The organism is Streptomyces sp. NBC_01320 (genome assembly GCF_035974375.1).
Classification (GTDB): Bacteria; Actinomycetota; Actinomycetes; order Streptomycetales; family Streptomycetaceae; genus Streptomyces; species Streptomyces yanii.
The window spans coordinates 11,098,597-11,120,435 of record NZ_CP108390.1 but is presented as its reverse complement, the minus strand read 5'-3'; the positions used below and the strand labels follow the sequence as shown (position 1 = coordinate 11,120,435).

Below are 21,839 nucleotides of genomic sequence, written 5' to 3'. Positions count from 1 at the left end.
CCTTTGTGGTCAAGTAGCACTGCGAGTGGCTAAGAGCGTGCCGAGGGTCGGTCCGAGCAGGGGCGAGTCGTGGCGGTTGGCTCCCGCCGCGACCAGGCTGTGCGGAACGCCGCGGGCATCAGTGGCGACCGAGCGTTTCAGGCCCTGCTTCCCGCGGTCCACCGGGGACCGGCCCGCTCTCTGGCCACCACAGGGGGCCTTGGTGATGCAACCGTCCACGGATATCTCGGACAGTTCCAGGCCGATCATCCAGTCGTACGCTTCCAGAGCGAGAACGTGCACCACTTCGGATATCCCCTGCTCCGCCCACTCTTTGACACGGCGACGGATGGTCCGGTCAGAACATCCGGGGCTGGAGACCCGTTCGTAGCCCGAGCCGTGGACCAAGGCGAGCACCACATGCTCGAACACCGTCCGGTCGGGGACACGGCGGCGGTGGCAGCCAAGCGGGTGGCCCGCAGCGAACTCCTCCCGAGCAGGCGGGAGCGCCACGAACTGGTTCCAGAGGGATTCCAGCAGGCAAGACGGCAGTGCGGGCACGGCCGTCCTTCGTGATCACCGAGCGTAGAGAACGCCCGTGATCACGTGGACGCGTGCCCGTTCTGATTCTCATCCCGGGTGTGCACCGGCGGCCGCTCAGGCTTCTTCCCGACCGGGAGCAGCGGCTCCAGCTTCGCCCACTGCGCATTCGTCAGATCACGCCTTCCCACGAAATGGATCTTGACACATCAAGATCCACTTCTGAAACGCACCCTAATCGGGCAGATGGTAGACGGCGAGGGCCGCGGTGTCGTCGTGGAGGCGGTTGTTGCTGTAGATGAGGAGGTCGTGATGGAGACAATCGAGGAGTTCCCGGGGCTGGAGGGGGCCCCAGGAGAGGACACGCTGGCGGAGGGGGTAGAAGGTCCCGGTGGCGTCGCGTGCTTCGGTGACGCCGTCTGTGTAGAGCAGCAACTGGTCGCCGGGGCGGAAGGGGTATTCGTCGACGTGGTAGGCCTCCGAGAGAAGCATGCCGAGGTTGAGCGGCGGTGCGGGGTCGGCCGTCTCCAGCTCAGTGACTCCGTCAGGGCGGATGAGGAGGGGCGGCGGGTGGCCGCAGTTGACGATGCGGACCACGTGGCGGCGGGGAATCTCCGCGAAGACGGCAGTGACGAAGCGCTCTCCCATGTCGTTTCCGGCTAGGTGGGCGGCCCTGCGGTTCATGCTGACCTCCACCCGGCGGGCAACGGCGACGAGGTCGGGTTCGTCGTGGGCAGCCTCGCGAAAGGCGCCGAGGAGGGTGGCGGCAGTCTCCACGGCAGGGAGTCCCTTGCCGCGGACGTCGCCGATGACAAGGCGGAGTCCGTAGGTAGTGGGGACGGCCTCATACAGGTCACCGCCGATGCGTGCTTCCGCGGCGGCGGATAGGTAGAGGTCTTCCACCAGAATGGGGCCGATGCGGTGAGGGACCGGGCTGAGCAGGACACGCTGCGCGATCTCGGCCACGGAACGCACGGTGGCGAGAGTGCGTTCCCGGCGGATGCGGTGGGCAGCCAGAATTGTTCCAAGGACGCCGACCAGAGCTGTGCACAGGTAGGCAGCCACGTAATGGCGTTCCCACACGTATGCCACCGGGCGGCCCGCGCAGCACGGGGTGCCGGCCAGGACCGCTTCGAAGGCGATCGCGAACACAGTGAGGGCAGCGACTGTAGCGGGGCCGTGGGCGAAGGCGGCAATCACGGGGAGGGCGATGAGCAGGAAGCTCACCGGCCACTGCACGGGCGTAATGGGTTCGAGCACCAGGATGCCCGCGATGTAGAAGGCGGGCAGCCAGCGCATCCATGCGGGCGCGGCCGGCACCTGCGGGCCCCCATCGCCAGGCCGCGCTGCCGAGCCGCTCGCCGCCCCGAGGCGACCCGGCCGCCTCACTGCTCACTCCGGCGCGAAGTGAGCGGCGCGAACACGGACGCTGCCCGGTCGGAGGACGAAGCTACCGTGTGGCTTGTACGCGGACGGCGCTCCTGGCGGCTCCACTCATACAGCCTGTACACGCGGGACTCCTGGCACATGAGGTGGTCAGGGCGTCCATCTTGCCGCGCCGCGGCGCTTCGGGCCGGCCATTGCTCCAGCCAATGGCATGTCAGAACCTTTGTGCGAGGTCGGCCCTCCGGGCGGTGGCGGTGGTGCGTCCGCAGGTGTGAGTGGTGAACGACACCGGTTTCCGAAGGACGGAGTCTCCTCGCCCGGGGAGAGGCGGTGCTTCGGCACGCTGGGCATGGTCGGCGACTGCCGGATCGCGGGTGGCTGCCGCCGGCCGAGTCCGCTCAGTACACCTACGGTGCCGACTGGGTCGCCACCAAGCTGTGTTGGAAGCCGACTGCAGACGACAAGAAGCGGACGGCGTTGGAGAAGCTCGCGGCGGACTGCGATGACACTGTGACTGATTCCCCGTGATTGCTGTCAGGACCGAATGGGCGAGAGGGCCGACCGGCGGTCATGCCCTGGCCGGACGGGCCGGTGCCCGGCTGGCTGCTGTCCTCGACATGTCCGTGAGCCGGAGCACGGTGTTGCGCCCGGTCGATGATCTGCCCGAGCCGGAGGTGCCGGCACCGCGGGTGGTCGGCGTCGACGAGTGCGCCACCCGCAAGGGGTGCCACTACGGCACCGTCCTGGTCGACATCGGGACCTGCCGCCCGATCGACCTGCTCCCGGACCGGGAAGCGTCGAGCCTGGCCGCCTGGCTCCCCGAGCGGCTCGGCGTCGAGGTCGTCTGCCGGGACCGCGCCGTTCTTCGTCGAGGGTGCCGCGGCCGGAGCTCCGCAGACGGTCCAAGTCTTGCTGACGGCGCGGGGACGTCCAGGCTGAGGCGCCGGACTCCCCGGCTTCGGCGAGGGGGAAGATAGCGCCATGGACATCCGGCAGCTGGAGCACTTCCTCGCCATTGTGGATCAGGGCGGGTTCACCCGGGCGGCGTCGGCCCTGTACGTCTCACAGCCCGCGCTGTCCCAGACGGTCCAGTCGCTGGAGCGGGACCTGGGCAGCGCTCTTTTCCACCGGATCGGCCGCCGGGCGGTACTCACCGAGGCCGGTGAAGCGCTGATCGAGCCCGCCCGCGCCGCCGTCCGGAGTCTGGAGACGGCCCGTGCCAGCGTCGCCGCCGTACATGAGCTGCGCGAGGGCCGGCTCGACGTGGCGGCGATGCCGTCGCAGGCGGTGGAGCCGCTGACGTCGATGATCCGGGCCTTCAGCAGCCGCTGGCCGGGGGTGACGGTAGCCATCAAGGCGGCCTTCACCCGCCAGGACGTCATCGACATGGTACGCACCGGCGCCGTCGAGCTGGGGCTGCTGGCCGCCGCCGGGCCGCTGCCGGACAAGGAAGTGGCTTCCCACCTCGTCGGCGAGCAGCGCTTCGTTCTCGTGGCGCCGCCCGACGGGCCGTTCGCCGGACGGCAGTGCGTGGATTGCCAGGAGCTGGCGGGGCAGCGGCTGATCGTCGGACAGCGGGGAACGGGCATGCGGGCTTACGTTGACGGTCTGGTCGAGCGCGGGATAACGTTCGCCATCGCCGCCGAGACCGAGCACCGAGTGGCCATCCTGCCGCTGGTCCTGGCGGGGGTGGGGCTGGCCGTGGTGACGGACTCCTGGCGAGCCCTGGCCGAGCGTGCCGGAGCGCAGGTGCTGGACATCGAGCCCAAGAGCACCCTCAGCGTCGGACTGATCAGTCGCCGCACCGGACTGTCACCCGCCGCCGAAGCCTTCCTGAGTACCGTCCTGCCCGCGAGAGACTCTTGATAAGTGCAGCTTATAAGCCAGATTGGAATTGCGTCTTGGACGCCGTGACCGCTGCGTTGCTGCAATCGACGCATGACGAACCACCGCATTGCCTTGATCCCCGGTGATGGCATCGGCGCCGAGGTGCTGCCCCCGGCCCAGCAGGTCCTCGATGCCATCGGCCGTCGCCACGGATTCGGCTTCACCTACACCGCGTACGACTGGTCCTGCGAGCGCTACCTGCGCGACGGCGCGATGATGCCCAAGGACGGCCTGGACCAGCTTCGTGACAAGGACGCCATCCTGCTCGGCGCTGTCGGCTACCCGGGGGTGCCCGACCATGTCTCCCTGTGGGGGCTGCTGATCCCGATCCGCCGCAGCTTCCGTCAGTACGTCAACCTGCGCCCGATCCGCGTCTTCGAGGGCATCGACAGCCCGGTGCGTGGTGCAGTGGCCGGAGAGGTCGACTTCGTCGTCGTCCGGGAGAACGTCGAGGGTGAGTACAGCGAGATCGGCGGACGTCTGAACCGCGGCTTCCCAGAAGAAATGGCGGTACAAGAGGCCGTGTTCACCCGGGCCGGGGTAACCCGCGTCCTGGACTATGCCTTCGACCTGTCCGCTCAGCGGGGCGGCAAGGTCACGTCGGCCACCAAGTCGAACGGCATCGTGCACACGATGCCGTTCTGGGACGAGCTGGTCGCCGAGCGCGCCGCCGCCCACCCCACTGTGACCTGGGATCAGGAGCACATCGACGCGCTGGCCGCCAAGTTCGTCCTCGACCCCGCCCGCTTCGACGTGGTGGTCGGTTCCAACCTCTTCGGTGACATCCTCAGTGACCTGGCGGCTGCTGTGGCCGGCTCCATCGGCATCGCACCGGCCGCAAATCTGAACCCCGAACGCGAGTTTCCCTCGATGTTCGAACCGGTGCACGGATCCGCACCCGACATCGCCGGACGGGGCATCGCCAACCCCCTGGGCGCGGTCTGGTCGGCCGCCATGACGCTCGATCACCTCGACCACCCCGAGGCTGGCAAGGACGTCACCGATGCCATCGCGGCGGTTCTGGCGAAAACAGACGTCCGGACTCCAGATCTGGGCGGCACCGCCAGCACTGCCGAGTTCACCGAAAAGCTCCTCGAACTCCTGTGAGCTGAACTATGTGCCGTGGGCCGGGACGGCACAGACGATGCCGTCCCGGCCCACCCTCCCGCCCTTTCGCTGGGCACCCCTTTTGTCTGCTTCCGCGCCGCGTTCCTCCCCCGCCGCCCCGCCCCCGCGCCTGTGTCCCGGCTGCGCCCGTTCCTCAATGAGGAGAAACGCCGTGACTCCTCCCCCACCTGAAGGACTCCGTTGGGAAATCCGTAAGCCGGTGATGATGGGCTGTCTGGGCTGTCACGATCGTGTCGTTCGTCGATCGAGGGTGGGGTTGGATGTCGCTGGAGTCGCGGGCTGGCTTCGTTCACGTTCAGCGACAGCATTTGTCGACGAGTTTCAACAGCGATTGGCGGTCGGCGGGCTCGCGGATGTTCACGAGAAATGACGTCACTGGGACCAGCGCGGCTCGTCGATCCAGCGGGGAAGCAGAGCGCGGAACGGGCCCGAATACCTGTGTGCGGCCGGTCCCCTGTCACGGCAGGATGGGCGGATGGAGCAACCACTTGACGTGCCCGAACTCGCTGCTGGTGCGGAGTTCAGTCTTCGGCCGTGGCGCCTTTCGGATCTTCAGCTTGTCCGCGAAGCGTCCGAGGACGATTACATCCCGTTGATCACGACGGTGCCCTCGCCCTATTCAGAGTCGGCAGCTGTCGCGTTCGTCGAGCGGCAGTGGGGTCGGGCGGCCGCGAGGACTGGGTATCCGTTTGTCATCGTGAGCGCTGATGGTCAGCCGGTCGGGAACGTGGGGCTGTGGCTGAAGGACCTGGGGCAGGGCCGGGCATCGTTGGGCTACTGGGTCGTTGAGTCGGCGCGGGGGCAGGGGGCGGCCGTGGCCTCGGTCGGCGCCGTCGCCGACTGGGCCTTGCGCAAATTGCGGATTCCTCGGCTTGAGCTGTATGTCGAGCCGTGGAACACGGGTTCCGTGCGCACTGCCGAGCGCGCGGGGTTCCAACGTGAGGGGCTGCTGCGGGGCTGGCAGCAGGTGGGGGCCGACCGGCGGGACATGTTCATGTATTCGCTGCTGAACGGCGAGCAGTGATGTCGCTGGGCCTGCCCGCTGTTCAGGCCGACAGGACCAGCGCGATGGGTGAGACGCGGACGCCAGCTCAGCCGGCCTTGGCGGGCTCCTCGGCGCGTGCCCGGGTGCTGGCGAGGCGGTAGGAGTCGGTGCCGGTCTCGATGATCGTGCCGTTGAAGGTGAGGCGATCAACGATGGCTGCGCAGAGGCGGGGGTCGGTGAAGGTCTTGGTCCAGCCGCCGAAGGACTCGTTGGAGGCGATGGCGACGCTGTTCTTTTCCTCGCGTTCGGTCAAGACCTGGAAGAGGAGTTCGGCGCCGTGGCGGTCGAGTTCCATGTAGCCGAGTTCGTCGATGCAGAGGAGATCGACGCGGCCGTAGCGGGCGATGGTCTTGTTGAGCTGCTTCTCGTCGGCGGCCTCGACCAGCTCGTTCACCAGCTTCGTGGCGAGCGTGTAGCGGACGCGGTAGCCCTTCATGGCTGCTTCGGTGCCCAGGGCGATGAGCATGTGGGACTTGCCGGTGCCGGAGTCGCCGATCAGGCAGAGTGGCTGGCTCTTCTTGATCCATTCGCAGCTGGCGAGGGTGTGGATGGTGGCGGCGTCGATGTTGGGTTTGGCGTCGAAGTCGAAGGCCTGCGGTTATCTGGGGTAGCGGTGAAGGAGCCTGCCAAAGTCGCTGTTCAGGACGTTCCGGACGCGTCGGGAAGGCGGCTGAGGTTCACCCTTTGCCCAGGGTGCTTGTGCGTGGAGGTAATCCGCTGTCCTGTTGGAGTGGGGCATCCGTAGGATCACGTCATGACTGCCGATGCCCCACTCACCCGAGAGTCGTTCCGGCGCCTCCATCCGATTAGCGCGCCCAGGCCGGTGTCTCAGTTGCCGGATCGTGTCTGGACTGACGAGGACTGGAACCGCATCCAGCGTGGATATCGAGCCCGGGACATGGATGAGAAGTGGAACGTCTTCGCCGAAGGTAACGTCCTTTTCATGCACCGGAGTTGGACCGGTCGGGGCATCTATGAGGCGTCTTTTGCCCCCGCGACTGGTGGTGGGATGAGGATCGCCTCTGCCGTGGTGGAGGCCGATGGGGAGCGCTATCGGAGCACGGGCGACGAGTACGACCGTCTGATGATGGAGCTGGTCATCAGCGCGATCGTCCTCGGTGAGCCAGCCGCCGACCTCCGGGCCGGACTCGTGGAGCTGACTGCACGGGCTTCGGGAAAGAGTGATCTTCCCTCGGGTGTGGTGGAGCACAGTGCTCTGGGATTGCGCTCTGGATCGTAAGCTCTGCAGCCAGGCGAGTGCCGTCACGGCCTCGGGCCATGTGACTGGATCACGCGTTGCAAGCGCAGGATCTCGCCGTGTGCCGCGGCCAGTCGTTGTTCGAGCCCTTGCACGCGCTCGCGGTGGGTGGCGCGCTCACGGCGGAGGGCTTCGGTAAGGGTATGAATCACTGTGCCGTCGTCGGCTGAGGGCGCCTGCGGGGGAGGCCGGTCCTCGGCTCGTTGCTGGCCGCGCAAGGTCTCAATACGTTTGCGCAGGTCGGTATGGGCATAGAGGAAGTCCAGGCTGACGCCCGCTGCGCGGGCGACGGCCCGGAAGTTGATCTGCTCGCCCTCCTTGATCAGCTTTCGGATGCCCGCCTCCGCTCGTTGGACGGCCTGCTGGTGTTTGTCCTGGGCGGCCTGCCGCAGGGCGGCGATCCGCCGGTCAGCAGGGGGCACGGTTTGCGGGGCCGTTTCGTTCGGCCGTTTGTTCATGAGCGTGTTGCCCCGTTGCTGTCCGAGGAGTCGGTGGCGTCCTGGTAGCCGGTGCGGCCGAGCACGCCGGCGCCGCGGACGACGGCGGTGCTGTCGGTCGGCTGGGCTTCGAGGGCAACGATCTCCAGCTTCATGCTGCGGATCTCCGCGTTGCGCTGTTCCAGCCAGACGTTGGCCCCGGCCATTGGCTCGCCGTAGCGCTCGGTGTGGCGGGCCTGCCGGGTGGCGACCAGATATTGGGTCTCGGCGAGTTGACGCTGGATGTCCGGCAGGAAGGTGCGGTCGGTGGCGAAGTGGTCGCAGCCGTGGCAGGCGCTTCCCTTGTCGCAGGACCGGGTGGGCGGCAGCAGGCAGTAGCCGTTGGGCAGGATGCGGTCGGTGCGGCGGTCGAGCTGCACGAGGTCGAGCATGTCGCGGCGGTCCATGCCGATCTCTCTCCCGTCGCGCCCGACCTTGGCCAGGGCAAGGAACTCTCGCTCGGCAGTGCTCGCCAGGGTCGCCGCGTATCGCATCGTCATCTCCGGGGAGAGGTGGCCGAGGTAGCGCTGGACGACGTGGATGGGGGCACCGGCGTTGATGAGCGTGGTCGCCTTCGTGTGGCGGAGCCGGTGGCTTCGTGAGTAGAGGAGGAACTCGCCGCGTGAGTCGCGCAGGAAAGCCTGACCCATCCCGATGTCAGACGCCGCTGACATGCTGCTTCTCATGACAACGCACGAAAGCATGCCCGACCTCGCCCAGATCACCGACGCTCACGAGGTCACTCCCGAACTCCGACGCCAGCTGATCGACTGCTGGATCGCGGTCACCAACTCGGGCGGCGCCGCAGGATTCCCCTTCCCACCCGTCCAAGACAACGACGTCGTGCCAGTCACGGACAAGCTCCTCGGACGTCTCCACCCGCAACACAGCCGACTCGTCACCGCCAGATTCGACGACGTTCTTGCCGGATGGGTCGTCCTCAACCGTGATCCCTACCGGCTCGTCGGGCACGGGGGCACGGTCAGCCACCTTCAGACCCACCCCGAATTCCGCGGACGCGGCGTCGGCTCCGCCCTCATGCGTGAGCTGCGGAAGATTGCCCGCGGCGAGCTGGGGCTCGAACAGCTCCATCTCGCTGCCCGGGGAGAAGAGGGGCTGGAGGACTTCTACAGCCGACTCGGATGGCGTGAAGTCGGTCGCTGGCCCGGGGCCCTCCGCCTCGCGCCCGACGACACCCGGGACGAGGTCTTGATGCTCCTCGATCCCCTCTGAGTGCGGGGGTATTCCGAGAGTTCCAATACCCGACTCCACCATTATGCGTCTCCTCCGACTTCCGCACCCGCTCCCTGCGTCGCGTCCTGGACGCCACCTGTCGGAGTACATGCCTATGTGCAGAGTCAGGTACGGATGAACGTGCAGAGCAATCCATTCCTCATTGTGGGCGTGGTCGCTCCTTCGAGAGGTGGTGTCTGGGCCGAGCCAGTCAAGATGTGACGAGGCAGAACGGATGTCCCGCTGGGTCCATGAGAACCCGCCATTTGTCCTTGTTGGGTTGCTGCTCCGGCTTCTTGGCGCCCAGTTCCAGCAGCTGGGCCTCCGCCTCGTCTAGGTCCTCGACCTTGAAGCAGACGTGTAGTTGCTGAGGAACGGTTTGGTCCGGCCAGCTCGGAGCTTGGTAGTCGTCGACACGTTGGAAGCCGATGAAGAGTCCATCGTCTCCGTTGAGGCCGGCGAAGTCGGCGTCCGATTTCGGGTGGGGTTCGAGGCCGGTGGCCTGCTGATAGAAAGACGCCAGCGCCAACGGATCGGGGCAGTCGAGGTTGACCGCGATCAGCTTCATCTGCACAGGCATTGGAATCTCCGGGCCGCTCGGTGGACACTCTTGATGCCACTTTAGAGCCGGTTGCCCGGCACTCAGCACATCAAGAACTCTGCACGTTCATCCGTACGCGGCTATGCGCGTTCACGTGTACGCCGACACCACCATCGAGACCGCTCTGCGGCCGGGAAGGACCTCCTGACGCCACGCCAGATCAGCTACCGGTGGCGCCTGCGCGAGCTGATGGCCGCCCGCGGCATGTTCACCGTCGCCGAACTGATGCCGCACCTGACCGAACGCGGCATCACGCTGTCCGCCTCCCAGGTCCACCGTCTGGTCTCCGGCACCCCGGAACGACTATCCCTGCCGGTGCTGGCCACCCTCTGCGACATCCTCGACTGCACGCCCACCGACCTGATCGCCACCTCGGCCCAGAACCTCCCGACCCGCCGCGCCGCCGGCGAAGAGGCGCCGATCAACCTGGCCGCTCGCCGACCCACACGGGTTCGGCTGATGCCCGAGGGGTGAGCGGTGACGCCCGAGGAGTACGAGCGGTGGATGATCCGCGACTGCGCACGCTGCGGCCGTCGCGCCTCGAAGTCCGCCGAGTGGTCGGACGGTCCGATCTGCCGAACCTGCTACGACCGCGCGATGCGAGTCCGTGGCCGCTGCCCCTGCTGCGACACCGACCGGCTACTGCCCGGACGGGACACCGACGGCGCACCGATCTGCCGCGACTGTGCGGGCATCGTCCGCGACTTCTTCTGCGATCGCTGCGGCTTCGAGGGGCTGCTGCTTGGCGGACGTCTCTGCGAACACTGCACCCTCGCCGACACGGTCGCCCGCCTCCTCGACGACGGCAGTGGACGTGTCGCCCCGCAGCTACTGCTGCTGGCCAAGACCCTGCTGGAGATGGACCGGCCCAAAAGCCGACTCATCTGGCTGCGCAACCCCAACGTCGTCCAACTTCTCCAGGGCTTGGCCACGGGCAGTATCCCGCTCTCTCATGACGGGCTGCACCAGGAGGCCCCCTGGCGAACCGTCACTCACCTGCGTGACCTGCTGATGGACAGCGGTGTCCTCCCGCGAGTCGACCGGCAGCTCCTGCTCTACCAGCGCTGGCTGAACGAACGGCTCGCCACCATCGAAGACCCCGAACACCGTCAGCTTCTCCGGCACTTCGCCACCTGGCACCAGATACGGCGCCTGCGGACCAAGGCGGAGAAGGGACCGCTGGGACGCTCCCAGACCAACCACACCAAGCAGGAAGTCACCCAGGCCGGTGCCTTCCTCGCATGGCTCGCCGGCCGAGGAAGGGCGATTGGACAGTGCCAGCAGGCCGATATCGACGCCTGGCACACCGAGAGCCTGGCCACCCGCCGCCCGTCCCAGTCATTCCTGCGGTGGTGCATGAAGACCGGCCAGATGCCCCGCCTCACACTGCCGCCCGCGGTCATCACCCAGGACTCGGAACCGCTGCACCAGAACCACCGGCTCGCGATCCTCCGCCGGGTCCTCAACGACGACTCCTTGCCCCCGCGGGCCCGGGTCGCCGCCGCGCTCGTTCTCCTCTACGCGCGGCCCGTCAGCCGCATCGTCCGTCTCACCATCGATGGCGTCACCGACGACGAGACCACGGTCACCGTCCGGCTGGGAGACCCGCCGTCCCCACTGCCGCAGCCCGTCGCCGCCCTGATGCGGGCCTACCTCCAGTCCCGGCAATACCTGCCCTACGCCAGCAGCAGGAGCTCACAGTGGCTCTTCCCCGGCCGTCAGCCCGGACATCCCATGAACCCGGTCAGCCTCCAAGTCCACCTGCGTGAGATCGGGTTCCCACCTCAGCGCGGAAAGACCTCCGCCATTCGCCAACTCGTCCTCCAGGCCCCGGCCCCCGTCATCGCGAAAGCACTCGGCTATCACGACAAGACCGCCACCCGCCTGGTCACCGAAGCTGGCGGAACCTGGAGCCGGTATGCCCCGGGTGACCACAGCCAGTGATCGCTACAGGCCGCCATTAGCGCCCGTCTCCACGAACCGCAGCAACGGATGTGATCAAGGAACTCGACTTCGTGCATTAGCGGGCGCCCGAACCCGTCCTCGACCGGCGGGGCAGCGTTATCCGAGCGTATCTCCTTATCCTCTCGTCATGGGTCACACCATGTCGGGCCATGGACTGTCCGTTGGCGTGGTACTCCTCGGAGGGCGGCCGTTGACGTGGTACTCCTCGGAGGGCAACGAGTCCCATTCAGTATTCGCGCCGTCGCGGGTCACCATGAACAACGGACGCGATCGGAGGACCTTCCCAACCAGTTGCCCGCGCATGACGACCCCGGGATCATCCGGTCCTGCGTAGCCCTCGGGCATGTAGCGAAAGTGCACGTCCATCGCCTCGGCATACGCGATTGCGTCGCTCTCCAGCTCCGCCATGTCTCTCCCGACCAGCGGGAGCCCGTCATACGCGACCTGGGGACCCTGCACGGCGTTGGCAGCGATACAGAACAGCCCCACAGCTTCACTCACATAGGCAGTGACGGCAGGCGGAGAAGGAGCGACCCCGCGACGGTGGACTTCGACCTTCCAAGTTGGCGAGAAGATCGCGTGGTCCCGTGCACAATCGCTGACCTTCGTCTGGCCGAGTGCCTCAGCCGCCTCGACCACTTCGTCGACGGTCATACCGAAGCGAAGCGGTCCGACGCCGACAGCCGGCGCATAGAACCACTCGTCCCGTTCGGCGCCTCCGAATCCGGCTTCGGTCTCGAACGCCATAGTCGCTCCTCTAGAGAATCTGAGCACTTGCCGTCGCCCATCATGCCAATCGCCGACCGGCAGGCTGCCGGGTGCCGCCGAGCTCGGGCAGGTCACTCAGCGCGAGCCCCATCTGGGCTCGGCTGCGAATACGCGACACCTGAACATGCGAGCTCACCAGTCTCAACCCCGTGACCGCGATCGCCACCAGCATCCTGACCGGCTGGCTGTGGCCGTCGGCAGGAGTAGCCCTCGGGCCGGTCGGCACCACCTTCGTCGCGGCGATCAAGATGCTCATCACCCCGATCGTCGTCCTGACCATCGTGGCGGGCATCGGCAGCGTCGACAGCCTCGGCCGGGTAGGGCTGAAATCTCTCGCGTATTTCCAGGCAGGCACCCTCGTCGCGCTCCTGGTCGGGCTGATCGCGGTCAATGTGTTCCAGCCCGGCGCCGGCGTCCACGCCCACCCAGGCGACCTCCACCTGCAGGGCGACGCCGCCCAGTACGTGAAGGACGGGCAGGGACAGAGCTGGTGGCACTTCATCACCGACCTGGTGTCCGAGAGCGCCGTCGGCGCCTTCGCCGAGGGCAACATCCTCCAAGTCATCTTCTTCTCCGTGCTCTTCGGTATCGCGCTCAAGGCCGTCGGTCCGATCGGTGAGCCCCTCGTGAACGGCGTGACCCGGCTCAGCGCAGTGATCTTCGAGATCCTTCACTACGTCATGCTGGCCGCTCCCGTCGGCGCGTTCGGGGCGATGGCCTACACCATCGGCAAGTACGGGGTATCCACCTTCACCAGCCTGGGCCAGCTCATCGGCCTCTTCTACGGCACCTCGGCGTTCTTCGTCATCGTGATTCTGGGCAGCGTCACAGCACTCCTGAAGATCAACATCTTCCGTCTATTGCACTACCTGCGCGAGGAGTTCCTGCTTGTCCTCGGCACCTCCTCCTCGGAGAGCGCCCTGCCCCGCCTGATGACCAAACTCGAAGGACTCGGCGTCCGCCGGGACATCGTGGGTCCCACCGTCCCTACCGGCTATTCCTTCAATCTTGACGGCAGCTCCATCTACCTCTCCCTGGCCGCCGTCTACATTGGCCAGGCCACCGACACGCCCCTCAGCATCACCCAGCAACTCGGCCTTCTCGCCGTCATGCTCCTCAACTCCAAGGGCTCGGGCGGCTACGAAGACGTCGGAGCTGAAGACCGCTTCCTTGAGGGTGCCGATGCCGAAGGCTCCGATGACCAGGGCGAGGAGTGCGAGAGGCATGGTCCGTCACCTTCTCCGATGCGCGTGGGTGGGCGACTCAACTCATGCAGGCGCGCCCTACATGCATAGACAACACTTTGCATACGCGCTATATATGCAATCGCAGGCAATTTCGACTATGCCCTATCCTTGACTTCAGTCACTCACACGGAGGCTTCGGACCACATGACCGCCACAGACCCGGCGCTCACCGCCCTGGCCCAGGGCTGGTGCGCGCTGTCCCTGCTGCACGGAAAGATCGAGGCGCACATCGAGCGCGCTCTGCAGGCCGAGCACGGCCTGAGTGTGCGCGAGTACTCGCTCCTCGACGTGCTGAGCCGCCAGCACGACGGAGAGGGCGGTCACCTGCAGATGAAGCAGGTCGCCGACGCCGTCGTGCTCAGCCAGAGCGCCACGACCCGCCTGGTCACCCGCCTCGAGGACCGGGATCTGCTCATGCGTTACCTGTGCCCCACCGACCGGCGCGGCATCTACACGAACGTCACCACGGCGGGCATGAGGCTGTTGGAAGAGGCACGGCCAACCAACGACGCGGCACTGCGCGAAGCGCTGGACGAGGCAAACACGCGGCCGGAGCTGGCCCCGCTGGTGCAGGTCGTGGAATCCGGAACCGCACCTGCCTGACTGCCGGCCCGAGCGGTCCAGGCAAGTCGCGCACCCCGGCCCGCCCTTTCCTGGCGCGGCCTCGCGGCACACCCGCGGCCGACCCTGGACCGGCCGGCCGCCGACGTAGGCAACCGAGCCGCTCAAAGCCCTTCCACGGACAGCACGAGCTTGCCGCGCGTGTGCCCTTGGCTACTCAGGCGCCAGGCTTCCGCCGCTTCGTCGAGCGGGAGCACCTTCTCGACATGCACACCCAGCTTCCCCCCTTCGGCCAGGTCGGCGAGGACTGAAAGACCCACCGGGTCGGGGCGGACCCATACATGGTGTCCGCCCTTCGCGGCCGCCTCGGGGTCAGCGATGGACGCGAGCCGCTCCGGCCGTCCGAGAAGGTGCAGCGATGCGTCCACGGCGCCTGCACCGACGAAGTCGAGGGCCGCATCGACTCCCCCGGGCGCCAACTGTGCCACGCGGTCGACGAGCCCAGTGCCGTAGGTCACGGGCTCCGCGCCCAGTTGTCGCACGTAGTCATGATTGAGCACACTCGCCGTGCCGATCACGCGTGCGCCAAGCGCCACAGCGATCTGGACGCCGAGCGACCCGACGCCGCCTGCGGCCGCGTGCACCAGGACGGTGTCACCGGCGCGGACACCGACCCTCTTGATCGCCTGATATGCCGTCAGGCCGGCGAGGGGCACGCCCGCGGCCTGTTCCCAGGTAAGCGCGGCGGGCTTGAGAGCCAGCATGCGCACGTGTGCGGAGACCAGCTCGGCGTAGGCACCGAACTGGACGGCGTCCTTGCGGATGTAGCCGAAGACCTCGTCACCGGGCGCGAACTCCTCTACGTCGAAGCCGACCCGCTCTACCACTCCGGCTACATCCCAGCCGGGGACCAGGGGGAAGTGCGTCTCCATGAGCGCGTCGAGGCGTCCTTCGGCGAGCTTCCAGTCGACCGGGTTGACCCCTGCGGCCTTGACCCGGACCAGCACTTCGCCGGGGGCGACCTTCGGGTCCGGAAGATCGGCCAGCCGCAGCGTCTCCGGTCCGCCGTATCCGTTGAGGGTGATCGCCTTCATGCGGCAGCCCTCACAGGCACGGGGACCGTCTCGAAGATGCGTACCAAGGATTCCAGCCGAGGGTCTTCGGCCGCCTCCTGGAGGGCTTCACGCAGCGCCGTCTCGTTGGTCGGGCGGGCCTCTTCGAGGAGCCTAAGGCCGGCGTCGGAGACGTTCGTGTAGATGCCGCGCCGGTCGGTGGGGCACAGGTAACGCATGAGCAGACCCCGGTCCTCGAGGCGGGTGACCAGGCGGGTCGTGGCGCTCTGGCTGAGCACGACGGCGTCGGCGACCTGCTTCATCTGCAGGTGACCGCCCTCTCCGTCGTGCTGGCGGCTCAGCACGTCGAGGAGCGAGTACTCGCGCACGCTCAGGCCGTGCCCGGCCTGCAGGACGCGCTCCAGGTGCGCCTCGATCCTGTCGTGCAGCAGGGACAGCGCGCACCAGCCGTGAGCCAGGGCGGTGAGCGCGGGGGCGGTTGCGGTCATCGGGCCTCCTTCGTCGGGCCATCGCCCTCATAGTTGCATACGAAGGCAAATTCATTCCACCTTTTACCGCGCTTGCACTTATCCGGCGCTTGCAACTATTGTGTTGGAACGTAAGCGCCTCACGCAATCACCTGGAAGGTAGCTCCCCATGCCTCTCGCGCTCCTGGCCCTGGCCATCGGGGCCTTCGGGATCGGCACCACCGAATTCGTGATCATGGGTGTGCTGCCCCAGGTCGCGGGCGACTTCGGCGTCACCATCCCCACCGCCGGCTGGCTGGTCTCCGGCTACGCCCTCGGCGTCGTCATCGGTGCGCCACTGCTGACCGTGCTGGGCACCAAAGTGTCCCGCAAGAAGATGCTGATGTTCCTGATGGCCCTGTTCGTCATCGGCAACACCCTCTCCGCTCTCGCCCCGAGCTTCGGCCTCATGCTCGTCGGCCGGGTCGTCGCCTCCCTCGCGCACGGCGCGTTCTTCGGCATCGGCTCCGTGGTCGCCGCCGACCTGGTGGCGCCCGAGAAGAAGGCCTCGGCCATCTCCCTGATGTTCATGGGCCTGACCGTGGCCAACATCGTCGGCGTCCCCGGCGGCACCTCCATCGGCCAGGCCGCGGGCTGGCGCGTCACGTTCCTCATCGTCGCCGCGCTCGGTGTCATCGGCGTCCTGGGCGTCGCCAAGCTGGTGCCCGAGATGGGCCGGCCCAAGACGCAGGACGTGCGCAGCGAGTTCGCGGCGTTCAAGAACGCCCAGGTGTGGCTTGCGATGGCGATGACGGTCCTGGGCTACGGCGGCGTGTTCGCCGCGATCACCTACATCACCCCGATGATGACCGAGGTCGCCGGCTACACCGAGGGCGCCGTGACCTGGCTGCTCGTCCTGTTCGGCATCGGAATGTTCCTGGGCAACCTGCTCGGCGGCAAGTTCGCCGACCGCAAGCTCATGCCGATGCTCTTCACCTCTCTGGCGGGCCTCAGCGCAGTCCTGCTCCTGTTCACCGCGACCGCGCACAACAAGGTGCTGGCCGCGCTCACCCTCTCCCTGATCGGCGCGCTCGGCTTCGCGACCGTGCCGCCGCTGCAGAAGTGGGTCCTCGACCAGGCCTCGGCCGCCCCGACCCTGGCCTCCGCCGCCAACATCGGCGCCTTCAACCTCGGCAACGCCCTCGCGGCCTGGCTCGGCGGCATCGTGATCGCCGCGGGCCTGGGCTACACCTCCCCCAACTGGGTCGGCGCCCTGCTCTCCGGCGCCGCGCTGCTCCTCGCCTTCGTCGCCGCCTACCTCAACCGCCGCACCCGGACCGCCGGACGCGTCGTCGCCAGGACCACGGTGAACGAAAAGGCTCCGGCGGCTATCCGGAACTGACCGGGCCGCCCCACATCAAATCCACTCCCCCCTGTGAAGGACCCCTCATGAGCACCACCGCCATCGCCCCGCTGACCACCGACGAGGCCGAAATCCTCGTGACCGCCGCCCGCACCGCCGCCGAAGCAGCCGGAGTCACCGTCAGCGTCACCGTCCTCGACGCCGGCGGCCACCTCCTCGCCTTCCGCCGCGACGACCGCGCCGTCCTCATCTCCGGCGAGACCAGCACCCGCAAGGCCTACACCGCCCTCCAGCTCAACGCCCCCACCGCCGACCTCGTCGACCTCGTCAAGCCCGACGGCCCCTTCCACAGCCTCCCCACCGCCCTCGACCAGCCCCTCCTCTTCATCGCCGGCGGCCTCCCCCTCCACCGCGACGGCCGCCTCATCGGCGCCATCGGCGTCGGCGGCGGCGCCCCCGAACAGGACCACGGCTTCGCCCGGGCCGCCATCGGGGAGCTGTCCTGATGTCCGCCACGCGCACGCCGCAGGAGGTCTTCGCCGACCACGGCACCCGCCTCGGCACCGGTGATCTCGACCTGATCAGCCGGAACTACACCGAGGACGCCGTCTTCGTCACCCCCGACGGCGCCCTGACCGGGCGCGCCGGCGTCCGGGAGGGCATCGGCCGACTGCTCGCCGACCTCCCCGACGCCGACTGGCGGCTGACCCCGCAGTTCGCCGGGAACGTGCTGTTCCTGCAGTGGACCGCCACCACCGTCACCCACGAGGTCACCGACGGCGTCGACACGTTCGTCTTCCGGGACGGATTCATCAGCGCCCAGACCGTCCACTACACCCTCTCCACCCGTACTGCTCGCACCGCCTGAAGGAAAACACGCACCATGGCACCGTCCGTCATCCCTACCGTCACCCTCAACAACGGCGTCGAGATCCCCCAGCTCGGCTTCGGCGTCTTCCAAGTCCCCGACGACGAGACCACCGCCGCGGTCAGCGCCGCCCTGGAGGCCGGCTACCGCAGCATCGACACCGCCGCGATCTACGGGAACGAGACCGGCGTCGGCCGCGCCCTCGCCAACTCCGGGATCGCCCGCGAGGACCTGTTCATCACCACGAAGCTGTGGAACGCCGACCAGGGCTACGACGCCACACTCAAGGCCTTCGACGCCAGCCTGGCCAAGCTGGGCCTGGACCACGTCGACCTGTACCTGATCCACTGGCCGACCCCGGCCCGCGATCTGTACCGCGAGTCCTGGAAGGCCATCGAGAAGCTCGTCGCCGAGGGCCGGATCCGCACCGCGGGAGTGTCCAACTTCCAGCCCGCGCACCTCGAGCGGCTCCTCGCCGACACCGAACTGGTCCCGGCGGTCAACCAGATCGAGCTGCATCCCGGCCTGCAGCAGAACCCGCTGCGCGCCGCGCACGCCCGGCTCGGCATCGCCACCGAGGCGTGGAGCCCGCTGGCGCAGGGCGCCGTCCTCAAGGACGACGCCATCACCACCATCGCCGCCCGGCACGGCAAGTCGCCCGCCCAGGTCGTCCTGCGCTGGCACCTCCAGCTCGGCAACATCGTCATCCCCAAGTCCGTGACGCCCGCACGCATCCGCGAAAACCTCGACGTCTTCGACTTCACCCTCACCGACGACGAGATGACCGCCATCGCCGCCCTCGACCGCGACCTACGCACGGGCCCGCACCCCGACCAGCTCAACTGACCCTTCCGACCGGCCCGGGCGGGGCGACGCACCGCGCCGTCCCGCCGGGTTGCTCCGGCTCGCGCGGGCGTGGATGGCAGGTCCCGCCCGCGCGAGCCCCCACTTCCGGCCGTGCGTCGCATCCCGGCGCCGTCACCGGTCGCCCCACCCCACCTCCCCTGCGTCGTTTCGATGCTGAAAGGTGTCCCTGGTTATGTCCTCCACTCCTACTGCCCTGGACCGGCTCGTGAGCCCCGCGGGCCTGCCGACTCTGGGTCTCGAACTGCCCCTCGACAACGACTGGAGCACGACCCGGCTGCGCGCCGACCGGGCCGCGGACCGCCCCTTCGGCGTCCCGGACCTGACCCGCCATGCCGAACTCGCCCGCCTGGCCGATGAGTTGGACTTCGCCGGGCTCTGGGTGCGGGACGTCCCCCTCTACGATCCCGAGCAGTTCGGCGACGCCGGCTCCGTCTTCGAGACGTTCACGCACCTCGGGCACCTCGCGGCCGTGACCGAACGGGCCGTGCTCGGTACCGCCGCCGTCGTGCTGCCGCTGCGCCATCCGCTGCTGGTCGCCAAGGCCGCGGCCACCGTCGACGTGCTCTCCGGCGGCCGGTTCGTCCTCGGCCTCGCGAGCGGGGACCGGCCCGTCGAGTACCCGCTGTTCGGGGAGGACTTCCAGAGCCGCGGTACCACGTTCCGCCGAGGCGTGGAGATCCTGCGCGCCGCGTGGGCCCGGCACACCGACGGCGCGGGCATGGAGCTGCCCGAGCTCGGTCTGGGCCCCGACCGCCATCTGGACGTCCTGCCCAAACCGACGGGCCCGTCCGTGCCCCTCGCCATCGCCGGGCACGCCCAGCAGTCCGCCGAGTGGATCTCGCAGAACGCGGACGCGTCCCTCAACTACCCGCGTCCGCTGGGGGCCTTGCGCCTCAAGACGCGGGAATGGCAGGAGCTGACCGCCGGCACGCCCAAGCCGTACCTCACGCCCATGCAGCTGGACCTCACCGGGGATCCGTCCACCGCTGCAAGCCCGATCCGGCTCGGTCTGCGCACCGGGCACCGGGCCCTGATCGACCATCTGCGGACGATGGGGGAACTCGGCGTCGCCCACGTCTCGTTCAACCTCCGCCCCGGCGACCGCCCCGTGGAGGAGGTCCTCCACGAGCTCGCCGAGACGGTCCTGCCGCACTTCCCCACCCCCAACACGGCGACCAGGACCGGTACAGTCGGCGTTGTCGCCTCCTGAACACCGGCAGCACACCGGCTCCGCATATGTCAGCAGGTCCGCTCCTTCAACCATGGTGTAACATGACTGAGGACGAGCATTCGTGGCAGAAACCGCTGGCCACCCCACGCCGAAAGATGTCCCGTCACGATGCCGCCGGTATCGCGATCGGACGACGCGCCCTCGGGCACCCGGTCCGGCGTCGGACGGCACCGCCCCCACACGACCGGAGTGATCGTGCGGGGCATCGGACCGTCCAGGCCGGACCGGGCGCCCCGGGGCGTGAGGGAACCCGCCCACCCACCACGGACCGGCCCCCTGGAGGACCGTCGCCGAGCGGGACGCGAAAGCGGGAACCCAGCGCATCCAACACCGTTCGACGCTCGAGTCGTCCGCGTCGCCGTCGTACAAGGGCCGCCGGTACCCGGTCGAGGCGATCTCCCACTGCGTGTGGCTGTACTTCCGCTTCCCGTTGTCATTCCGTGAGGTGGAGGAGCTGATGCTGCAGCGCGGCGTGATCGTCTCCTACGAGACGGTACGCCACTGGTGTCTGAAGTTCGGCCAGGCCTACGCAGACGGACTGCGCCGCCGGCGGCCCCGGCCCGGGGACAAGTGGCACACCAACAACCTGGGGGCAAAGGACCGCTTTTGACGCTCTCCCTCCTGAAGGAGGGAGATTCTTACGGCTCGCGCCGTGAGACTTCCTGTTTCATCGCCGACTGCCCGCCCGGAGTTCTCCGTTGAGGTCTTACACCAGCTCCACAGGCCGACACCGCCCGTCCGGCGGCCAGCAGGTTGCGTGCGGCGTTCACGTCCCGGTCGTGGGTCGTGCCGCAGGCGCACGTCCAGGTGCGGACGTGCAGCGGCATCTTGTCCTGCAAGGTGCCGCAGACGGAGCACAGCTTGGAGGAGGGGAAGAAGCGGTCGACCGCGATCACTTCCCGCCCGTGCCACTGGGCTTTGTACTCCAGCAGGCTGCGGAACTCGGCCCATGCCGCGTCGCTGATGGCGCGGGCCAGGCTCCGGTTCCTGACCATGTTTCGCACGGTCAGGTCCTCGATCACGATCGTTTGGTTTTCACGAACGAGCCGAGTGGTCAGCTTGTGCAGGCCGTCACGGCGCCGGTCGGCGATCCGGGCGTGGATCTTCGCGACCTTCAGCCGGGCCTTCCTGCGGTTGGCGCCGTCACCCCTGGCCTTGCGCGCAAGGGTGCGTTGGGCCTTCGCGAGCCGGGCACGGTCCGTGCGCTCATGCCTCGGGTTAGCGATCTTCTCACCGGTGGAGAGCGTCAGGAGGTGGTTCAGACCGACATCGACACCGACCGCCGCGTCCGTGGTGGGGAGCGGCTTGACGGTGGGGTCGTCGCACAGCATGGAGACGAACCAGCGACCGGCGCTGTCCTGGGAGACCGTCACAGTGGACGGCTTCGCCCCCTTGGGGAGCGGGCGCGACCACACGATGGCCAGCGGCTCGGCCATCTTCGCCAGAGTCAGCCTGCCGTCCCGGAAGCGGAAACCGCTGGTGGTGTACTCGGCGGACTTGCGGGACTTCTTGCGGGACTTGAAGCGCGGGTACTTGGCCCGCTTGCTGAAGAAGTTGGTGAACGCGCTCTGCAAGTGCCGCAGCGTCTGCTGCAACGGCACCGACGACACGTCGTTGAGGAAGGCCAGTTCCTCAGTTTTCTTCCATGCCGTCAGCAGGGCCGACGTCTGGTTGTAGTTGACCCGCTGCTGCCGCGTCCACGCCTCCGTGCGGGCCGCAAGCGCCAGGTTGTAGACCTTCCGCACGCATCCGAACGTGCGCGACAGCTCAGCTGCCTGCGCATCCGTCGGATAGAAGCGGTACTTGAACGCCCGCTTCACGTGGTTCGTGGTCACGCTCACAAATTAATGCGACCGCATGTAAAGATCAAACCTGCGGGTCAGAGCACTGTGATCCGCCCCGGCGGCGAATCGCAGC

Annotated in this window: 22 protein-coding genes and 5 pseudogenes; 17 read left to right on the top strand and 10 right to left on the bottom strand. The window is 67.9% G+C overall.

The window, feature by feature from the left end; genetic code table 11:
• Positions 1 to 42 precede the first annotated feature (42 nt).
• Both OG395_RS51020 and OG395_RS51015 read right to left on the bottom strand, forming a co-directional pair.
• Positions 43 to 540, bottom strand: a pseudogene (locus OG395_RS51020) (IS5/IS1182 family transposase); the annotation flags it as partial.
• Positions 541 to 753: 213 nt separating this feature from the next.
• Positions 754 to 1,839 carry a PP2C family protein-serine/threonine phosphatase gene (locus OG395_RS51015; protein ID WP_327248988.1) on the bottom strand — a complete coding sequence of 362 codons (1,086 nt, stop codon included), beginning with the start codon at positions 1,837 to 1,839 and terminating at the stop codon, positions 754 to 756.
• Between the two features lie 602 nt (positions 1,840 to 2,441).
• Between OG395_RS51015 and OG395_RS51010 the strand changes: the two are divergent.
• The 4 genes and pseudogenes from OG395_RS51010 to OG395_RS50995 form a co-directional block, all read left to right on the top strand.
• Positions 2,442 to 2,814: pseudogene (locus OG395_RS51010) on the top strand (ISL3 family transposase); the annotation flags it as partial.
• A gap of 72 nt (positions 2,815 to 2,886) precedes the next feature.
• Complete coding sequence (locus tag OG395_RS51005) at positions 2,887 to 3,771, top strand: LysR family transcriptional regulator (protein WP_327248986.1); 885 nt, start codon at positions 2,887 to 2,889, stop codon at positions 3,769 to 3,771.
• A gap of 72 nt (positions 3,772 to 3,843) precedes the next feature.
• On the top strand, positions 3,844 to 4,899 hold the full coding sequence (locus OG395_RS51000; protein WP_327248985.1) for a tartrate dehydrogenase: 1,056 nt from the start codon (positions 3,844 to 3,846) through the stop codon (positions 4,897 to 4,899).
• Positions 4,900 to 5,395: 496 nt separating this feature from the next.
• Positions 5,396 to 5,944 (top strand): GNAT family N-acetyltransferase, encoded by a 549-nt coding sequence (locus OG395_RS50995; protein WP_327248984.1) that lies wholly within the window; start codon positions 5,396 to 5,398, stop codon positions 5,942 to 5,944.
• Between the two features lie 67 nt (positions 5,945 to 6,011).
• On the opposite strand, the pseudogene istB reads toward OG395_RS50995, so the two are convergent.
• Positions 6,012 to 6,554: pseudogene (istB, locus tag OG395_RS50990) on the bottom strand (IS21-like element helper ATPase IstB); the annotation flags it as partial.
• A 165-nt stretch (positions 6,555 to 6,719) separates the two neighbouring features.
• Here istB and OG395_RS50985 point away from each other — a divergent pair.
• Positions 6,720 to 7,205, top strand: coding sequence for a hypothetical protein (locus tag OG395_RS50985; protein WP_327248983.1), 486 nt, complete (start codon positions 6,720 to 6,722; stop codon positions 7,203 to 7,205).
• Positions 7,206 to 7,228: 23 nt separating this feature from the next.
• On the opposite strand, the gene OG395_RS50980 is transcribed toward OG395_RS50985, so the two are convergent.
• Positions 7,229 to 7,681 (bottom strand): DUF6262 family protein, encoded by a 453-nt coding sequence (locus tag OG395_RS50980; protein ID WP_327248982.1) that lies wholly within the window; start codon positions 7,679 to 7,681, stop codon positions 7,229 to 7,231.
• The gene (locus OG395_RS50975; protein WP_327248981.1) at positions 7,678 to 8,373 is read right to left on the bottom strand and encodes a tyrosine-type recombinase/integrase; all 696 of its coding nucleotides are present in this window, start codon (positions 8,371 to 8,373) and stop codon (positions 7,678 to 7,680) included. Before OG395_RS50975 ends, OG395_RS50980 begins: the two co-directional genes overlap by 4 nt.
• A gap of 10 nt (positions 8,374 to 8,383) precedes the next feature.
• On the opposite strand from OG395_RS50975, the gene OG395_RS50970 reads away from it, so the two are divergent.
• Positions 8,384 to 8,932: a GNAT family N-acetyltransferase gene (locus OG395_RS50970; RefSeq protein ID WP_327248980.1), complete on the top strand. Its 549-nt coding sequence runs from the start codon at positions 8,384 to 8,386 to the stop codon at positions 8,930 to 8,932.
• 211 nt (positions 8,933 to 9,143) lie between these two features.
• On the opposite strand, the gene OG395_RS50965 is transcribed toward OG395_RS50970, so the two are convergent.
• Positions 9,144 to 9,512: a VOC family protein gene (locus tag OG395_RS50965; protein WP_327248979.1), complete on the bottom strand. Its 369-nt coding sequence runs from the start codon at positions 9,510 to 9,512 to the stop codon at positions 9,144 to 9,146.
• Between the two features lie 51 nt (positions 9,513 to 9,563).
• Between OG395_RS50965 and OG395_RS50960 the strand changes: the two genes are divergently transcribed.
• Both OG395_RS50960 and OG395_RS50955 read left to right on the top strand, forming a co-directional pair.
• Complete coding sequence (locus tag OG395_RS50960) at positions 9,564 to 10,007, top strand: helix-turn-helix domain-containing protein (RefSeq protein ID WP_327248978.1); 444 nt, start codon at positions 9,564 to 9,566, stop codon at positions 10,005 to 10,007.
• Between the two features lie 3 nt (positions 10,008 to 10,010).
• Positions 10,011 to 11,477 carry a hypothetical protein gene (locus tag OG395_RS50955; RefSeq protein WP_327248977.1) on the top strand — a complete coding sequence of 489 codons (1,467 nt, stop codon included), beginning with the start codon at positions 10,011 to 10,013 and terminating at the stop codon, positions 11,475 to 11,477.
• Between the two features lie 153 nt (positions 11,478 to 11,630).
• Here OG395_RS50955 and OG395_RS50950 read toward each other — a convergent pair whose 3' ends face one another.
• Complete coding sequence (locus tag OG395_RS50950; protein WP_327248976.1) at positions 11,631 to 12,245, bottom strand: hypothetical protein; 615 nt, start codon at positions 12,243 to 12,245, stop codon at positions 11,631 to 11,633.
• Positions 12,246 to 12,415: 170 nt separating this feature from the next.
• Here OG395_RS50950 and OG395_RS50945 point away from each other — a divergent pair, with 170 nt between their 5' ends.
• Positions 12,416 to 13,561 carry a cation:dicarboxylate symporter family transporter gene (locus OG395_RS50945; RefSeq protein WP_327248975.1) on the top strand — a complete coding sequence of 382 codons (1,146 nt, stop codon included), beginning with the start codon at positions 12,416 to 12,418 and terminating at the stop codon, positions 13,559 to 13,561.
• Positions 13,562 to 13,657: 96 nt separating this feature from the next.
• Complete coding sequence (locus tag OG395_RS50940) at positions 13,658 to 14,116, top strand: MarR family winged helix-turn-helix transcriptional regulator (protein WP_327248974.1); 459 nt, start codon at positions 13,658 to 13,660, stop codon at positions 14,114 to 14,116.
• Between the two features lie 122 nt (positions 14,117 to 14,238).
• Here OG395_RS50940 and OG395_RS50935 read toward each other — a convergent pair whose 3' ends face one another.
• Positions 14,239 to 15,168: an NADP-dependent oxidoreductase gene (locus tag OG395_RS50935; protein ID WP_327248973.1), complete on the bottom strand. Its 930-nt coding sequence runs from the start codon at positions 15,166 to 15,168 to the stop codon at positions 14,239 to 14,241.
• Positions 15,165 to 15,635 carry a MarR family winged helix-turn-helix transcriptional regulator gene (locus tag OG395_RS50930; protein ID WP_327248972.1) on the bottom strand — a complete coding sequence of 157 codons (471 nt, stop codon included), beginning with the start codon at positions 15,633 to 15,635 and terminating at the stop codon, positions 15,165 to 15,167. The genes OG395_RS50935 and OG395_RS50930 overlap by 4 nt, the downstream gene beginning before the upstream one ends.
• A 148-nt stretch (positions 15,636 to 15,783) precedes the next feature.
• On the opposite strand from OG395_RS50930, the gene OG395_RS50925 reads away from it, so the two are divergent.
• From OG395_RS50925 to OG395_RS50895, 7 genes and pseudogenes are all read left to right on the top strand, one after another.
• Positions 15,784 to 16,995: an MFS transporter gene (locus OG395_RS50925; RefSeq protein ID WP_327248971.1), complete on the top strand. Its 1,212-nt coding sequence runs from the start codon at positions 15,784 to 15,786 to the stop codon at positions 16,993 to 16,995.
• 47 nt (positions 16,996 to 17,042) lie between these two features.
• A complete protein-coding gene (locus tag OG395_RS50920) occupies positions 17,043 to 17,462 on the top strand; it encodes a GlcG/HbpS family heme-binding protein (protein ID WP_327248970.1) in 420 nt (139 codons plus the stop codon).
• On the top strand, positions 17,462 to 17,824 hold the full coding sequence (locus OG395_RS50915) for a nuclear transport factor 2 family protein (protein WP_327248969.1): 363 nt from the start codon (positions 17,462 to 17,464) through the stop codon (positions 17,822 to 17,824). The genes OG395_RS50920 and OG395_RS50915 overlap by 1 nt, the downstream gene beginning before the upstream one ends.
• A 15-nt stretch (positions 17,825 to 17,839) precedes the next feature.
• Positions 17,840 to 18,670 carry an aldo/keto reductase gene (locus tag OG395_RS50910; protein ID WP_327248968.1) on the top strand — a complete coding sequence of 277 codons (831 nt, stop codon included), beginning with the start codon at positions 17,840 to 17,842 and terminating at the stop codon, positions 18,668 to 18,670.
• 193 nt (positions 18,671 to 18,863) lie between these two features.
• The gene (locus OG395_RS50905; protein ID WP_327248967.1) at positions 18,864 to 19,901 is read left to right on the top strand and encodes a TIGR03571 family LLM class oxidoreductase; all 1,038 of its coding nucleotides are present in this window, start codon (positions 18,864 to 18,866) and stop codon (positions 19,899 to 19,901) included.
• A gap of 83 nt (positions 19,902 to 19,984) precedes the next feature.
• Positions 19,985 to 20,380: pseudogene (locus OG395_RS50900) on the top strand (hypothetical protein); the annotation flags it as partial.
• A pseudogene (locus tag OG395_RS50895) lies at positions 20,317 to 20,446 on the top strand (IS6 family transposase); the annotation flags it as partial. The pseudogenes OG395_RS50900 and OG395_RS50895, both read left to right, overlap by 64 nt.
• 114 nt (positions 20,447 to 20,560) lie before the next feature.
• Here the strand turns inward: OG395_RS50895 and OG395_RS50890 are convergent.
• Positions 20,561 to 21,757, bottom strand: coding sequence for an RNA-guided endonuclease InsQ/TnpB family protein (locus OG395_RS50890; RefSeq protein ID WP_327248966.1), 1,197 nt, complete (start codon positions 21,755 to 21,757; stop codon positions 20,561 to 20,563).
• Between the last annotated feature and the right edge of the window lie 82 nt (positions 21,758 to 21,839).